This is a genomic window from 'Chrysanthemum coronarium' phytoplasma, from assembly GCF_000744065.1.
In the GTDB taxonomy this organism is placed as follows: Bacteria; Bacillota_I; Bacilli_A; order Acholeplasmatales; family Acholeplasmataceae; genus Phytoplasma; species Phytoplasma asteris.
Genome location: NZ_BBIY01000035.1, coordinates 1 through 14,686 on the forward strand (window position 1 = coordinate 1; position 14,686 = coordinate 14,686).

17 protein-coding genes, 3 tRNA genes, 1 other RNA gene and 2 pseudogenes are annotated in these 14,686 nt (G+C 25.8%); 4 read left to right on the top strand and 19 right to left on the bottom strand.

Going from position 1 to position 14,686, the window contains the following annotated elements; translation table 11 throughout:
• From OYV_RS05540 to OYV_RS04455, 4 genes are all read right to left on the bottom strand, one after another.
• Positions 1–154 (bottom strand): UvrD-helicase domain-containing protein (locus tag OYV_RS05540; protein WP_152550828.1); only part of this gene is annotated, 154 nt, incomplete at its 3' end.
• Between the two features lie 204 nt (positions 155–358).
• Positions 359–634: a DUF2963 domain-containing protein gene (locus tag OYV_RS04610; protein ID WP_081931925.1), complete on the bottom strand. Its 276-nt coding sequence runs from the start codon at positions 632–634 to the stop codon at positions 359–361.
• Between the two features lie 99 nt (positions 635–733).
• The gene (locus OYV_RS04615; protein ID WP_081931923.1) at positions 734–910 is read right to left on the bottom strand and encodes an AAA family ATPase; all 177 of its coding nucleotides are present in this window, start codon (positions 908–910) and stop codon (positions 734–736) included.
• Entirely contained in the window at positions 907–1,320 is a 414-nt protein-coding gene (locus tag OYV_RS04455; RefSeq protein ID WP_152550829.1) for a hypothetical protein, read from the bottom strand. The genes OYV_RS04615 and OYV_RS04455 overlap by 4 nt, the downstream gene beginning before the upstream one ends.
• Positions 1,321–1,859: 539 nt before the next feature.
• Between OYV_RS04455 and OYV_RS02275 the strand changes: the two genes are divergently transcribed.
• Positions 1,860–3,575: a DAK2 domain-containing protein gene (locus tag OYV_RS02275; RefSeq protein WP_042068092.1), complete on the top strand. Its 1,716-nt coding sequence runs from the start codon at positions 1,860–1,862 to the stop codon at positions 3,573–3,575.
• Positions 3,576–3,603: 28 nt separating this feature from the next.
• Positions 3,604–3,689: transfer RNA gene (locus tag OYV_RS02280), tRNA-Leu, on the top strand.
• Positions 3,690–4,086: 397 nt separating this feature from the next.
• Here OYV_RS02280 and OYV_RS02285 read toward each other — a convergent pair.
• The 11 genes and pseudogenes from OYV_RS02285 to OYV_RS02330 form a co-directional block, all read right to left on the bottom strand.
• The gene (locus tag OYV_RS02285) at positions 4,087–4,524 is read right to left on the bottom strand and encodes a hypothetical protein (RefSeq protein WP_081931924.1); all 438 of its coding nucleotides are present in this window, start codon (positions 4,522–4,524) and stop codon (positions 4,087–4,089) included.
• Positions 4,525–4,734: a hypothetical protein gene (locus tag OYV_RS02290; protein ID WP_042068094.1), complete on the bottom strand. Its 210-nt coding sequence runs from the start codon at positions 4,732–4,734 to the stop codon at positions 4,525–4,527. It abuts the gene before it with no gap.
• A 499-nt stretch (positions 4,735–5,233) separates the two neighbouring features.
• Positions 5,234–5,566 (bottom strand): HU family DNA-binding protein, encoded by a 333-nt coding sequence (locus OYV_RS02295; RefSeq protein ID WP_042068095.1) that lies wholly within the window; start codon positions 5,564–5,566, stop codon positions 5,234–5,236.
• A 72-nt stretch (positions 5,567–5,638) separates the two neighbouring features.
• Positions 5,639–6,001, bottom strand: coding sequence for a DNA adenine methylase (locus tag OYV_RS05545; protein ID WP_269077282.1), 363 nt, complete (start codon positions 5,999–6,001; stop codon positions 5,639–5,641).
• Entirely contained in the window at positions 5,973–6,347 is a 375-nt protein-coding gene (locus OYV_RS05550; protein ID WP_269077283.1) for a DNA adenine methylase, read from the bottom strand. The genes OYV_RS05545 and OYV_RS05550 overlap by 29 nt, the downstream gene beginning before the upstream one ends.
• Before the next feature lie 211 nt (positions 6,348–6,558).
• Positions 6,559–6,873 carry a single-stranded DNA-binding protein gene (locus tag OYV_RS02305; protein ID WP_042068096.1) on the bottom strand — a complete coding sequence of 105 codons (315 nt, stop codon included), beginning with the start codon at positions 6,871–6,873 and terminating at the stop codon, positions 6,559–6,561.
• Positions 6,867–7,491, bottom strand: a pseudogene (locus tag OYV_RS02310) (sigma-70 family RNA polymerase sigma factor). Before OYV_RS02310 ends, OYV_RS02305 begins: the two are co-directional and overlap by 7 nt.
• 100 nt (positions 7,492–7,591) lie before the next feature.
• Complete coding sequence (locus tag OYV_RS02315) at positions 7,592–8,572, bottom strand: hypothetical protein (protein WP_042068097.1); 981 nt, start codon at positions 8,570–8,572, stop codon at positions 7,592–7,594.
• Positions 8,573–8,635: 63 nt separating this feature from the next.
• Positions 8,636–9,037, bottom strand: coding sequence for a hypothetical protein (locus OYV_RS02320; protein ID WP_011161014.1), 402 nt, complete (start codon positions 9,035–9,037; stop codon positions 8,636–8,638).
• Between the two features lie 780 nt (positions 9,038–9,817).
• Positions 9,818–9,892: transfer RNA gene (locus tag OYV_RS02325), tRNA-Gly, on the bottom strand.
• A gap of 19 nt (positions 9,893–9,911) precedes the next feature.
• Positions 9,912–9,985: transfer RNA gene (locus tag OYV_RS02330), tRNA-Thr, on the bottom strand.
• A 200-nt stretch (positions 9,986–10,185) separates the two neighbouring features.
• On the opposite strand from OYV_RS02330, the gene OYV_RS02335 reads away from it, so the two are divergent.
• Together OYV_RS02335 and ssrA are read left to right on the top strand one after the other, a co-directional pair.
• Positions 10,186–10,410 carry a cold-shock protein gene (locus OYV_RS02335; protein ID WP_011161015.1) on the top strand — a complete coding sequence of 75 codons (225 nt, stop codon included), beginning with the start codon at positions 10,186–10,188 and terminating at the stop codon, positions 10,408–10,410.
• 276 nt (positions 10,411–10,686) lie between these two features.
• Positions 10,687–11,111, top strand: a transfer-messenger RNA (tmRNA) gene (gene ssrA / locus OYV_RS04620).
• 86 nt (positions 11,112–11,197) lie between these two features.
• On the opposite strand, the gene OYV_RS02340 is transcribed toward ssrA, so the two are convergent.
• The 4 genes and pseudogenes from OYV_RS02340 to OYV_RS05030 all read right to left on the bottom strand — a co-directional run.
• Positions 11,198–12,016, bottom strand: coding sequence for an ATP-binding protein (locus tag OYV_RS02340; protein WP_011161016.1), 819 nt, complete (start codon positions 12,014–12,016; stop codon positions 11,198–11,200).
• Between the two features lie 82 nt (positions 12,017–12,098).
• Positions 12,099–13,292, bottom strand: a complete 1,194-nt coding sequence (locus OYV_RS02345; RefSeq protein WP_011161017.1) for a DnaD domain protein — start codon at positions 13,290–13,292, stop codon at positions 12,099–12,101.
• Positions 13,293–13,345: 53 nt separating this feature from the next.
• Complete coding sequence (mutM, locus tag OYV_RS02350) at positions 13,346–14,122, bottom strand: DNA-formamidopyrimidine glycosylase (protein ID WP_320408566.1); 777 nt, start codon at positions 14,120–14,122, stop codon at positions 13,346–13,348.
• 208 nt (positions 14,123–14,330) lie between these two features.
• A pseudogene (locus OYV_RS05030) lies at positions 14,331–14,686 on the bottom strand (hypothetical protein); the annotation flags it as partial.

Consider the following 14,686-nt stretch of genomic DNA (forward strand, 5'->3'; position numbering starts at 1 on the left):
TAGCTACCAAAATTAAAGGTTTTTCTTTTCCTAAATCTTTTAATTTTTCAATTAAAATGGTAGTTTTGCCAGAACCAGCTCCACCATGTATATACATACAAGAAGCATCTGAATTAATAATATCTTTTTGTTCTTTTGATAAATTAAATAACATCTTATTCTCCTTTATAATATTAAAAACCCCCTAAATCCCCAAAGGGGACTTTATAGGAGGAGGGTAAGAGTTAATCTAAGTATACTTCGGCTGGCCGCCTAGTTCGCTCTGCTCGTCTTTGAGTACTTTCAGACTTAAAATAAATGATGACAATGAAGATAACCCAAAGATTTAAGATTAATTTTCTTTTTTTATTATTCATAATTAAAAAGTTTTTACTTCTTTAACAGTTCCATCTGGGTTATAATATGTTTTTTTGATTTTATTACCTGTTTTAGGATTATATTCTTCAATATAATTGTCTGGTTTATAAGAAATTGTTTTGATTTTATTACCTGTTGTAGGATTATATTCTTCAATATAATCTAATGTTTTACCATCATCTTCATATACTTCTTGTTTAATTATTTTACCTGTTTGAGAGTCAAATGTTTCTATGTAAAAAATAGTTTTTCCGTCTTTTCGATAGCAATTAAAAATATGGGCTTAGTTGGGTTATTTTTTTCGCTAGTTAATTCTTCTTTGAAAGCCGTAACAGATTCACTTTGTCCTTTATGATGCTCACGTATTTGTGTAAGATCAACAAAAAACCTCTTCACATTCATCAACAAAAATGATAGCACCACCGTGTTCATCAGCAATTTTTCTTGCACTATCAAATAAAGAATGTACTGCCTTTACGCTTTCTCCTACATATTTTTGAGCAAAATCAGTACCAGTATATTTAGCAACATATTTAAAATGAGTATCTTTCATAAAACAATTAGCAAAAAAGTTTTTCCAGTGCCAGGAACTCCATATAATAACATTCCTTTGGGAGGATCTATTTTACCTTTACCTTCAAACATTTTGGCATTTGTAACAAAATCTAGTACTTTTTGAGCTGCCAATTTTTCTTCTTTCATTCCAAATAAATCATCCATATATTTTTTGTTAGGATTAAAATTATTTAATTCAAATTGAACTGGCGCATGGAATGCGTCTATAACACCCCATTTGGGAGTTGAAGGTGATTTTTCAGATAAAGATGGAGTTTGTGTTATGGTAGGTGGAGTTGTTGTTGGTTGTGGTTGAAATTGAGGTCTAAAAGCTAAAATTAAAGCTATTGCAACTAAAGAAAAAGCAATTAAAGTAATAGCAGTTTCGATTTTAAATGATTTATTCAAAAAATTTAAATTGAGATCTTTTTCTTGATTATCCATAAGATAATTTCTCACTTTCGTTTTATTTTGTTATTTTTAAAAGTTAGTTGGTTGTCAATAAATCAAACAATTATATTGTTATATCAAATTTATAAATCACTATTTTTATAACTTGCCTAAAACTTTATAAATGAATTAGTTTTTATTTTAATGAATTGATTATCACAAACAAAACTTTTTTAAAAATTAATAATTATTTGATTATCTCTATTATATCTCTTTCAAAAAAAATAAAACAAATTTAAATAAAACAAATAACAAACTAAATAATTCTATCAATAATATCATAATTTTACTTATAAGTCATAAAAAACTAAATTTTTGCTCCCTTAACTTCTTTGTTTTATAAGAGAAAAATTAAAATATGTTATAATTAAAATAGGTTTTTATTTACCTTAAATAAAAAATCTTTCCTAATCATACCAAATTACGAAAAAAAATATTCCATTCCTTATTATTATCTAATTATATTAAAGAAATTTTTTCGAAGAAAGGCAACCAAGATGAACAAAGATAAAGTTATTCAATTTATTGACGGACAATTATTTAAAAACATGATTACTAACGGAGCTATCAATTTACAAAACAACTACCAAACCATTGATAATTTAAATGTTTTTCCCGTACCAGATAGAGATACAGGAACTAATATGAAAATTACTATGATGTCAGGCGTTAAAGAAATTAGCAATTTAGAAACTCGTTCCATAGTAGAAGTATCCCAAGTTTTATCAAAAGCATTATTAATGGGTGCCAAAGGCAATTCAGGAGTTATTTTATCCCAATTTTTTGCAGGAATGGCACAAACTTACCAAAAACTCAATAAAGAAACTATCAACATTAATGATTTTATCCATTCACTTGAAGGAGGCTACCAAAAAGCTTACCAAGCTATTATAGAACCTCAAGAAGGCACTATTTTAACTGTTTTTCGTGAAGCTGTTAAACAAACTCTCAAAGCTAAATCCCAATTTAGTACTATTGAAGATGTTTTATCCAATTTCTTACAAAACGCCCAAAAAACTCTTTCCCAAACAACTGAATTATTAGAAGTCTTAAAACAAGCAGGAGTAGTTGATAGTGGAGGGGCTGGCTTTGTTGAAATCCTTAAAGGAATGTTATTATTTTTACAAGACCAAAAACTACTTCAAGTAAACCAAAATACCCAAACACAAACAAATCCTGATAAAATACAAACGTTGGGACAAGTTAATATTAAATATACTTATTGCACTGAATACATTTTTCAAATCAAAGCATCCCAAGAAAAAAACCTTGATATGAAACAACTTAAACAAGCTTTATTACAAATAGGAGATTCTTTAGTTTTAGTTAAAGACCAAGAAATTCTAAAAATACATATCCATACCAATAAACCAGGACAAGTTTTAGAAAAACTCTTAACTTATGGCACATTAAAGGTAAGCAAAATTGACAACATGAAAGAACAACATCAATCAATTTTAGATAAAAAACATGACACATTTACCCTACAACAAGAACCTACCCCAGACCCAAAGTCACCTTCAAACTTACCTAACTCAAATAAAGATCAAAAATATATTTTTATTGCATTTGTAAATGATACCAAAAGCCAAAAAGTCTTTGCTGACCTTAAAGTAAATCACATTATAAAACAATCTACTTTTAACCCTACTACTTTTGAAAAACTTCTCCAAACAAATACTTCCCAAAACATCATTATCCTACCTAATGACACATCTCTTTTAGAAAAGCTTACAACCCAACTAAAACAATTACAAGGAACCAATCAAGAAATTGTCCTTTTACAAACTAAAAACATCGCTCAAGGATACAGTGCCCTTTTAGCTTTTGATAAATCATTGGATTTAGTGCAAAACAAAACTATCATGGAAGAAACTATCAAAAACATCCAAACAGGAAAAATTATCTATGCTGATAAAAAAGATGCTAAAAACATATCCAATCAAAATCTTTTAGAAAAAGAATATTTATCTGTTTGGGAAGAAAAAATAATAGCTACTAATAAAGATAAATATCAAGCATTAAAAACATTACTCCAAAAAATGATTAAACCTCATCAAACCTTTTTAACTGTTTTTTATAATCCTTCATGTACTGATGAAAAAGAATTAGAAAAACTAGAAACTTTCTTAGAAACTAATTACGACCACATTGAATTAGAAACCTTAGAAAGCCAAAATAACAACATGCCTTACATTGTTTCATTAGAATAACAAAAGTGATCTATAAGATCATTTTTAAGCGGATATGACGGAACGGTAGACGTGCATGCTTGAGGGGCATGTAAGAAATATCTTGTGTGAGTTCAAATCTCACTATCCGCACCATTAATTTATTTATTTTAATTAAAATCATTATATTATAATATTATATTAAAAACCGCCTTTTTATTAAGGGGGTTTTATTATTAGATTTCATGTTATTAAGAAATATAAAAAAAATAATAAAAGATACAATAATTACAGTAATATAGATAAAATGTTTGTTTATTTGTTTCATTTTAAAATCAACTTTCTTATGTATTTAAAATATTTAATATCATTTTATTATTGTTATCTAAAATTACATAACTTGCCTATATTATACATAATTTTAATAAAAAACAATTGCAAAGATATTTTATTATATTTATATTTTATACTGAAATTATTCCCACAATAAAACAAAAAGCAAGCTTTAATTAAAGCTTGCTTTTATGATATCTATAATATATTATATATCTATTTATTTTTTTAACAAATATTTATTTACAATTTGATTTAAATCATCTAAATATAAAGTTTCTTTTATTAATAACTCTTGGGCTATCATTTCCAATAAACCAAAATATTTATCAATAAGATCTTTTGTATATTTATAATAAATATGAAATTCATCTATTTTATGATTTTTTTCCAAAAGGCGATCTAATTTATTAAAATCCCCTTTAGAACCTATCGCTACTAAATGATAAGGCATTTTTCCATGATCTGATAAAAAACGTTCTGCAGCTGTTCCCCCTAAAAAAAATAAAGTAGCTAATTCCCAATCATATTTTTTATAATAAAACTCTGAATAACCTAAACCTTCTGCAGAAGGTTTAATTGTTACCTTATACATTTCAAAATATTGAGGAAAAAGTAAGGCTATTAATGTATGACCTGCTTCATGATAAGCTGTAATTTATTTTTTCGATAAATAAAAAGGATAAGATGCAGTTCCATTATAATTATAAGGATCTAAATAACTTGCATATTGAGTTAATGTTTGTTCTTGACAACTATATACTTTTAGATTATTCATCAAAAACAAAACTAAAAAACTAACTAAAAGTAGTATTTTTTTATAATAAAATGATTTGTTTTTTGTTTTATGTGAAATATAATTTAACATATTTTGTCCTTCTTTTTAATTTTTAAATAAAACTTGATTTTGATCTAAAGCATAAACTTCACTTTGATTTAGAGTGTCTTTATCTAATAAAGCTTGAGTTAGTTTTTCCACTAACACTTTATTTTGTTCTAAAAGATTTTTAGCTTGCTTGTAACACTCATCAACTATTTTTTAACTTCTTGATCTACTTGATAACGGTTTGGATTCCATCCAATCTTCTTTCCATGATTTCAGTAGCGGTAAATCCTTTAGTGTAATTTAATATAAAATTACTAATTATTGTAAATATTGAAAAAATCCACATTATTTCCTGCTTTCTTAATAATTTTTATAAAACTTATTCATTTGGTTTTAGGTAATTTCTTTTTATTTTTAAAGGTTTTGTTGTAATGATGTAAATTTATCCTTTTATCTTTGGGGGGTTTTGGTGGTTGAACGGTCTTTAAAGTAAGTTCCTTGGTATGTTTCGGTCATTGCATCGCTCATATTGTTTCTCCTTTTATTTTAATTGAAGTTTTTTGACTTCATCTTTAATTGGTTTTGACATTTTAAAACTAACAACCGTTTTTGCGGGTATTTTTAAGTTTTTACCAGTTCTTTTTCCTGTTTTTTTGCCTGTTTGTTTATTGATGATGAATTTAGTTTCAGGGGTTGTGTGGGTTTTTCTAGTTTTTAAGATGAATTTGCCAATTTTAGAGGATAAAACCACTTCTTCATTTGATGTGATTGCTTTAATTAGAGCATTCTCAAATGAGTTGTAAAACTCTTCGGTTTGGGTTATTGAGGTTTTATTTACCTTAGCTATTGATTTAATTAATTCTTTTTTATTCATATTTTTTTCTCCTTTTTGGGTTTTTTAATAATTACTGATAATAATTTCTTCTAAAAGTTGCTTTTTGTTAAATTATGTGAAGTAGTTGTTTTTGGTGGTTGTGATATTAAAATCTTTAAATAATTCAATTATTTCAGGTGAATTGTAATTGGTATATAACCATTTTACATTGCGATTATTTGCGTGTTTTAATGCATAGTTAAGTCTTTTATGGTCGTAAAGTGTAAATGGGTTTTGATAAAAATCTTTATCTTTGATATCTTTCTGAAAATATGGTGGGTCAACAAATATAAAATCATTACTTTTTGATTGATTTATTACACTTTCAAAATCTATATTTAAAAGTTTTGAGTTGGTAAAATTATTTTTAATTATCTGTAATTCTTCTAAATCAATAATTGGCTTTTTAGTTGATTTTTGATAACCAAAACTCATATATATTTTTCCGTTTTTTTGAAACAACACAAGGATTCATTTTGTTAAAAATATTTAATAAAAGTTTATATTTTTCTTTTTGTAATTGTTGATTGTTGGTTTTGTTTATTTGTTTTTCAAAATTAATAACATTATTGCAAAATAAAATTGGTTCGTTTAATGCGTTTTGCCAAAGTTGAATTAAATTAATATCATTATCGTTTAAAATAGTTTTTTTAGGTTTTAAAGTTTGAAATAATATCCCACTTCCTAAAAAAGGTTCGCAATAGGTGTTGTAATTAAAGGGGATTTTGGTTAATAATTGAGGAATCATTTTCTTTTTGCACCCTATCCAATTAATTTTCATTTTTTATTGCTCCTTTAACCAAATATAAATTAAAAAAACTATATCAGAAAAAAGGCTTATCGTTGTGTTAGTTTTAATTCCTAAATTAAAATCAAAAAATAACGTCATAAGGTTTGTAATTATAAAACTGATATATGTTAAAGTTAATATAATTAAAATATTTCTAGGTTTTAAGTTCATTTACTTACTCCTTAATTTAATTTTGTTAAGGTTATTTAGTTTTGTTGTCTAAAAAGATGACGTTTTGGATAATTACTTTGGTGGTGGTTCGTGTTTGGCTTTCGTTAACGGTATATTTTTGGATGGATAATGTACCTTCTGCATATATTTTTGAACCTTTATTTAAATATGTACTCATGTTTTCAGCTTGATTACGAAAAACAACACAAGGGATGTATTGAACTTTATCTTTATTATTAATTGCTAAATTTAAATCTATTTTAGGTACTTGTTCGTTGTTACTATTGATATATTGTTTTTCTAGGTTATGAGCGATATTACCTATTAATTGAACTTTATTTAACATTTTTTATTCTCCTTATTTTTATAATTTGGGTTTAGTTTTCTAATTGCATTATCTTTTAAATCTTCAATTTGGGAGAGTTTTAAATTAAGTTTTTGCGCGATTGCATGATTGGTTAGGGGTTGTTGATTAGGTTCGTTGTTATTTTCTAGCGAGATGACAAAACTTAAACAAATAACATTGAATTCATTTTTACTTAGTTTAGTTTTTAGTTTTTTTATTAATAATTCACGTTTTGTTTGTTTTATCCATAATTGACGTGGATTAAGGATTTTATCCCAATTAGGTTGTTTGTATTGTTCTTCTTTAAAACTGATATTATTTGGTTTGATTGTTTTTTGGGGGATTGAAGGGGAATGGCTTTTTCTTTTCACTTGTTTTTATTTTTGGAGTTGCATAAGTAACAAAGTCATAGCCTAAATCTTGGTAATTATTAAGGGATTTAATTAATCCTAAAATCCCTTCTTGATATAAATCCTCTTTAGTTAAAACTCGCGGATAATATTTAAATTGATAAGCTAGTTTTTTTACTAAAGGTAAATGAAGTTCTATTAATTGATTACGAATTTCTAAATTCTTTTTGTTTTTTAAAAAATCTTTAAATAATTTTTGTCTTAACATTTAATTCCTCTCTAAAAACATTTTTTAGAAAAGATATGAAATTATTTTTTAGTCTTTAAAACAAAAAAAGACTAACTTAATAGTTAGTCTTAAAGAATTTTTAAAAAACAAAAAAGTGTCTAAACTTTTGGAACACCTCAAACAAATCTGAAATAGCATTTTTTACTTTTGTTATTTGGTTATCATTAAGTTGTAATTGATCTTTGTTCCAATTAAGAACATTTATTACTACATCTTGTGCTAATTGTTTAATTGTTTGAGTAAGTGGCATAGATATATTTGTACTTTGCAATTTTGTTTGAATTTTTTCTTGATTTTGTATTTTATCTACATTTAATTTATTTATTTGGGTTGTTAATAATTGTAAAAGATCCTTTATATCTTCGTTTTGCACCATTTGTTTTATTTGTGAAGTAAATAAATATTCAAAATCCACTAATTGATATGCTGTTTTTTCAAACAGCACTTTAACTGCATCTTGTAATAAAACATTTGTTGTTTTATTGTCTTCTTGTGTTAAATCAACTTTATCGACCAATTGAGGAATATCTATTTCTAAAACATAATTATAATCTTCTTTTTTGTATACTTGTAATTTATCTTCCAACTCTCTTTCTTGTGATGAAATTTGTGTCCCTTCCAGATTTTGTGTGTTGCCTATTGCATCATAATTACAAGTATTTTCATTTTCCCAATTAATTTTGTCATCTTGGGTAAAATATCTCATATTTCTAGAACCATCATCATTGAATTTTTGATCAAAAGTTTTTTCACTTGCCCAATCCACTTGTATTTTGCCATTTTCTAATTTATAATGTCTATTTCTTGTCACAGAATGTAATTGTTTTCCTTGTTGATCATAAAAACAATAATAAGTGTAATCACTATCCCAATTAACTTGTTTGTCTTCTTTTGAATTACTATCTGATGTGTAAATTATAGATTTTATAATTCTCCCTAATTCATCGAATTCTCGATCCCAAGAATCCTCATCTTGCCAATTAACTTTGCCTTCACTTGTAAAATATCTTTGTTTAATTCTTATTTTTTGGGTTTTATCATAGCCAAATATACAACCCAAATAGTTTGGTTCTTGTTTTCCATAGTCTACATTTTGTAATCTATCATCTTCCGATGTTGTAGCTTATTTAAAACCATACCTTTTTAAAACATTATAGTTGGAATCAAAAATCAAATCATAAGTTTGATAACTATCCCAAATAACTTTTCCACTTGCATCTAAAGCTCTATATTTAATTATATATTTATAATCTGGATTTATCGGATCTGGATTTATTTCTAATGCTTCTTGTAAAACTTTAACATTCGAATCTGTTATAGTTTGTTTATGTTGTGCTGAATTGAATATTTTTTCCCATAAAGTTTTGTTGTTGTCTCTTCTTTTTTGATATTCTTTTATTTGTTCGTCCATATCAATTCCATCATTGCTAAAAACAGGAGTTAAAAATGAAGAAATAGTTATAATTAAAATAAATTTAATAAAAAAAGCAATTATTGTTTTTGGATATTTTTTAATATTTTGCATAATTTAAAAACCTTTCGTTTGTTTATATATGTATTCTAAATCAATATTTAGGTTATTTTGGATTAATCATCATTTAAAAAAATAGTTAAAAAATAATTATGATGCAAAAAAAAGCAAAGATATATTTTTAAAAAATAAAATATTTAAAAATAGTTAAATTAAAAAATAGTTAAAAAACTTGTAATCTTTTATATTATCACGTAAAATTTTGCCGCAAAAATATTGGATATTTTTTATTAATCATTTAATATCTTTATACCTCTTTATCTTTTTTTACAACAGCAATTAAAAAAATAAAAAACTTGCTATTAACGTCATTCTATCACAAAAAAAGGAATTTTTTGATCACTCACATTTATATAATGAGTTTTTTTATAATTTTATATATAAAAAAAAGAGACTTAAAAAGTCTCTTTTTTAGAATTTGATTAAATTTTGGTGTTTTTATTTAAATTATCTATTTATAAATTAATTCAACTTTGGATAAACATCTTATTATTATAAATTACATACAGTTTTCTTAATAATTATTCATCAATTGCAATATTATAATAAAATTTTAATAATTTAAAAAATAAGCTATCAATATTTTATTATAATATTTTATACTGAAATTATTCCCATAATAAAACAAAAAGCAAGCTTTAATTAAAGATTGCTTTTATGATATCTATAATATATTATATTAATTTAACAATTAAACGCTGTTATTGGGGCAAAAAAGCTAAATAATAAAGTTTTTTAATAAACAAATATAATACATCTAAATTATATAATGTATGGAGCGGGCGAGGGGAATCGAACCCCCGTCTCATGCTTGGCAAGCACGTATAATAACCACTATACGACGCCCACATCATCTTAATTTTGGTTTTGGTGCCCTTAACAAGAATTGAACTTGTATTTCAGCATTACCATTGCTACGTTCTGCCGTTAAACTATAAGGGCTTAACATATTTTATTATATCAAAAAAAATATCAAAATGCAAATTTTTGACGAAAAAAATGAAAATTTTACCAAAAAACGTCAAAAAAGTAAAAAAAATAAAAAAAAGTGTGTAAAAATGTTCGACTCTAAAAATAAATGAGTTATAATAGATAATAGGTTATGAAACCGAAATAATTTAAAAGAAGGAGTATTATTAATAATGCAAGACAAAAAACAACAGGGAACATGTAGATGGTTTTCTAAAGACAAAGGCTACGGATTTATCGTTTCAGTTGATGGGAAAGATATTTTCGTACATTACAGTTCTATTCAAACTGAAGTCTTTGGAAGAAAAACACTTAATGAAAACGACAAGGTGGAATTCACTGTTAAAGAAGGCGACCGCGGAGCTCAAGCTGTAGATGTTGTTGTAGTTAACGAATAATTTCATTAATAATCGAACAAAGGAAGGGATGCAAATCCCTTTTTTGTTATATATATTGAGCTTTTTGTTTGCTTGTGTAATTTTAATTTAAGTTTAGTTTAAATTTAGATAATTTTATCTTTGGCGCTTTTACAAAATTTTAAATTTATTGGTTATAATTTTTGAGCGGGCAAAAAGAATAAATTAATCAAAAATATGATCCATTCCAAAAACACAAATAACAAATATAAAAATAACTTGATTTAAAAAAGGTTTTTTGAGTTAAAATAAAAATATGGGGATGTTTTGGATTTGCCAAGGTCAACGAAATTTATATAGCATATCTTGGTTACGCAAGTAAAAACGTCGAGGTTATAATAACCGGAAATAACAAACAAACTGTAACAAATACACAAGATTTTGCTGGACAAACTCCAGTTTATCAAATGAATTTTGCAAACAGTTTTTCTTCACAATTAGCTTTTGCTTAAATAAATAAGCAAAAACCGCACTTAAATTAACTTACGATTTAAGGAAGGCAATAAGGTAAGTTTTGCTAATTGGGTTTGTCTTTGCTCTTTTAGCAAATATCAAAAAGACTAGTAATTTATGGATTTTGTTTGTTTTTTCATAAATTGCGAACTTACAAAATAAACTAAATATGTAGAATATATAAATTAAAGTGATTTTGTACATGGGTTCGACTCCCATCATCTCCACCAAAATAAATTATAAATTATTTGCTTGTGTTATTACGTTTTTCCCAAAAAGAATATTTTTAATCCTTGACCAAGTTAAAACTGTCTTATTAGGAATCTTGTTTTTCGGAAAAATCATAAAAGTGAGTAAGGGTACGAATTTTTTCAATAATTTTGTATACCTTAACTTCACTATTAGCATTTTCAGCTCCATGCAAATGCAATAAATAATTGTGCAGTTCATTAAAGGTCAAATTACTACTAATAAAAAGGGGCAACTTTTTTTCAGCTCTATCATACAACAAAGGAAGCAAAATTTCATCACGAAACCAAGGTGTCATATTTTCTGAACCTAGGTCATCCAAAATCAAACACTTAACATTTTTTAATTGTTGCAACCTTGTTTCTAAAGTATTATTATACAAAAAATTTCTAAATTTTCTAGTTATATCAGGCATAAAAAGAAAAATAACAGAAATTTGTTTTTGAATTAATTCATAAGCTGTTTTTTTCAAAAAAATAGTTTTTCCAGTATTAAAAGAACCCGACAAATAAAAACCTTTGGTAGATTTTTCAAAATGTTTAATAATTTGTTTCATCTCTTTTAACGCTTTTTGCTTAGAATCATTATCCACTACAAATTGCATCACTAAATGAGCATCAAAATTAATACTACTATCAAACAATTCATTTTGCGATTGCCAATGTTCCTTAAAATAAAGAGCTTGAGATTTAACAGTAGGAACCCAAACAACTCTTAAAGGATTAGTTTTTATTTTTTGGCGATTCCCATATTCATTTTCTTGATCTTTGGTGAGCAAATAATGATAAATAACTGGCAGTTCATCATCAGAGATATCTAAATTTTTGGTTTCTTCGCACTGTGCAATCATTTTCCTAATTTTTATTTTTATATCTGAAAATTCCATAAATTAATTTTTCACCTCTTTTGCTTTTGTAAAATGTTATCAAATTGAATTGATTCCTTGTAATAATAAATCATCCAAAAAATTATGACTGTTTTTTCTTTTTAAAATCTTCTAACCATTTAGGAGAAATTTGTGGTTTTTTTAAATTAGATCTAAACTTAGTTTGGGATTGGTTTTTTTCTTGTTCCATATAAAAATCATATGCTGTTTCAGTATCAAAAATCCCTTTTTGCTCCCAAGATTTTAAGATTTTTTCCAAATAAACCACTGAGGGCACAAAGCCTTTTCGTTCCAAAATATAAGTTAAAAGCACATTGACTAGCCCCGGTTCTAAATTGTTTCTTTCCATAAATTGAAAAACAGTATCAGCCGCAGTGGCTTGCATATTTTTAGGACAATGATTTATAATAATTCTTTGAGTAGAATCTTTACGTTTGAGCAAAGCAATCGTATCTTGTTCATTATCTTGCGTTTTTTTCGCAAAAACCAAATTTTGATTTTGAGTATGCATCTGATAATATCTTTTTACACCTAGGCTTAATTTGGATAGTTCGATTTCGCTGGGCTTTGGAAAAGTTTTTTGATATATTTCCGAAAGTGTAGCTTCATCTAAATTATAAACTAAGCTTAATTTTTGAATAAAATCACTTGTTTGATTGCAAGTTAAAGATGGTTTTTTGAAACGTTGGGGCAATTTTTGCAAAAATAATTTATAATCAAAAGCGTTATTTAAAAACTGTCTTGGAGAAGAATTTGTTTGGTTATTGGGACAAGTAAAATCAGTTGGTAAATCCATTTTTTGCACTTGAAACAAATCATCAAATTTTTTGCTAATATCTTGAAAAGCGTCCCAATTATTTTTTTTAGTGGAAGCTTCTTTACTAAAATGATTTTGCAAACTCAAAAAAGTAGCCTCTCCCACTTCACTTAATAAAAAATTACTAAAAAGAGGGTCTTTAAAAAACTCTTCAGATCTGCATGGCAAATTAAGCCAATAAATTCTTTCTTGGGTTTCGGAATTGCAAAAAGTTTGGAGCAAATTAAGAGCTTCTAATTTTTCTTGTGCTTCTAAAAAATCATTTTTTGAAACCACACTCAAATCAAATAAAAATTGATGTTGATAAAAAATATTAGGTTTTAGAGTTGCTAAAATATGATAAATACCAAGCGAATGAGTGCCTATTAGTGGTTGATAAAGTAAACTTAGGCTTTGATGGTCTTCAAGCGACAAAAAAACTGAATTTTTGATTTGAAATAAATTTAGATGACTAAGCATAAAAACCTCTTTTTTAAAAATATTGATCTATTTTATAGTTGAAAATAAATCAATTATAATTCTTTATTAGGATTATGATTTTGACAAACAGGACAAAGATAAGTACCTCTGCCGCCAACTTTGATTTTAATAATTTTAGTTTGACAGTTAATACAAGGCTTATTAACTTTGCCATGCACTTGTAATTTGTTTTGAAAATAGCCTATAATGCCTGGCTGAGATTCAAAAGTACTTACAGTAGTTCCGCCCATTTTAATGGCTTTGGTAAGTACTTTTTGGGAAATTGTTACAATTTCTTGCACTTGTTCCAAAGACAGTTCGCAAGCTTTAGTTTCAGGATGCAATTTTACTAAAAACAAAACTTCATTAACATAAATATTGCCTAATCCAGAAATTATTTTTTGATTTAATAAAACTTTTTTCAAAGCGCTTTTGGTCTTTAATATTTTTTGATACAAAACAGCTGGATTGATTTCAAAAGGATCTAAGGCTAGTTGATGCAAGGTAGTTTGGGTTAAAAAAATGTTCTGATTCTTAACTTCAAATCTACCAAATTTCCTAAAATCATAATATCTTAAAGAACTTTTATCCTCCAAAATAATTGCAAAATGTTCGTATTTGTGTTTAGGCTCATCGCAAGGTTTGATAAATAATTTTCCTTCCATTCTCAAATGCCCTATTAAAACTAATTCTTGAGTTAAAAAAAATAATAAAAATTTACCTTTTCTTTGAATATCCAAAATGGTAGTTTGTTCAATTTTTTGAAATTCTTTGGTATTTTTAACAACAGTCTCATAAAATACCTTAGTTGCAACAATTTTTTTTCCTATTAACTTTTTTTTAAAAAATCTACAATAATTTGGACTTCAGGTAATTCTGGCATGCATTTGCTCCTTTTTTATCTTTGTTTTTGGATTGCAATTGTTCTTATGTTTTTTATTTTGCTTTTTTCTTTTGCTTTTTTATTGGTTTGGATATTTAACATTTCTATTTTATAAATAAATTATAAATAAATTATAAATAATGAGATTTGTCCAATTAAATATTACCATTATCTAAAATAAAAAAATAATTCAAATGTTTAGAAATTAAATCTATGTTTTGTTGCAAATAATCATTTAAAGCAAAATAAGTAATTTTGGCAGTTTCATTGTTTCGTTCTAAATGGCGCAATAATTGCAATATGACAATTTTTTTCATATCTAAAATATTTTCTTGTAAAAAAACATATAATGTTTCTAAATCAAAATTCGGAGTTAATTTTTGATTACCAAAAAAAACTTTTCTTTTCAATAAAGTTAATGCATATTTTTTTTCTTTGATTTGTTGTAATAAACTTTGATAATAATTTATAATTTCATCATCTAAACTTAAATATTGATGGATAAAATCTT

Excerpts from the sequence above, each read along its gene's own strand:
- OYV_RS02335 (WP_011161015.1), top strand. The coding sequence starts at position 10,186 with ATGCAAGACAAAAAACAACAGGGAACATGTAGATGGTTTTCTAAAGAC.
- OYV_RS02305 (WP_042068096.1), bottom strand. The coding sequence starts at position 6,873 with ATGTTAAATAAAGTTCAATTAATAGGTAATATCGCTCATAACCTAGAA.
- OYV_RS05545 (WP_269077282.1), bottom strand. The coding sequence starts at position 6,001 with ATGAGTTTTGGTTATCAAAAATCAACTAAAAAGCCAATTATTGATTTA.
- OYV_RS04615 (WP_081931923.1), bottom strand. The coding sequence starts at position 910 with ATGAAAGATACTCATTTTAAATATGTTGCTAAATATACTGGTACTGAT.
- OYV_RS05550 (WP_269077283.1), bottom strand. The coding sequence starts at position 6,347 with ATGAAAATTAATTGGATAGGGTGCAAAAAGAAAATGATTCCTCAATTA.
- OYV_RS02340 (WP_011161016.1), bottom strand. The coding sequence starts at position 12,016 with ATGGAATTTTCAGATATAAAAATAAAAATTAGGAAAATGATTGCACAG.
- OYV_RS02345 (WP_011161017.1), bottom strand. The coding sequence starts at position 13,292 with ATGCTTAGTCATCTAAATTTATTTCAAATCAAAAATTCAGTTTTTTTG.
- OYV_RS02295 (WP_042068095.1), bottom strand. The coding sequence starts at position 5,566 with ATGAATAAAAAAGAATTAATTAAATCAATAGCTAAGGTAAATAAAACC.
- OYV_RS02320 (WP_011161014.1), bottom strand. The coding sequence starts at position 9,037 with ATGCAAAATATTAAAAAATATCCAAAAACAATAATTGCTTTTTTTATT.
- OYV_RS02275 (WP_042068092.1), top strand. The coding sequence starts at position 1,860 with ATGAACAAAGATAAAGTTATTCAATTTATTGACGGACAATTATTTAAA.
- OYV_RS02290 (WP_042068094.1), bottom strand. The coding sequence starts at position 4,734 with ATGTTAAATTATATTTCACATAAAACAAAAAACAAATCATTTTATTAT.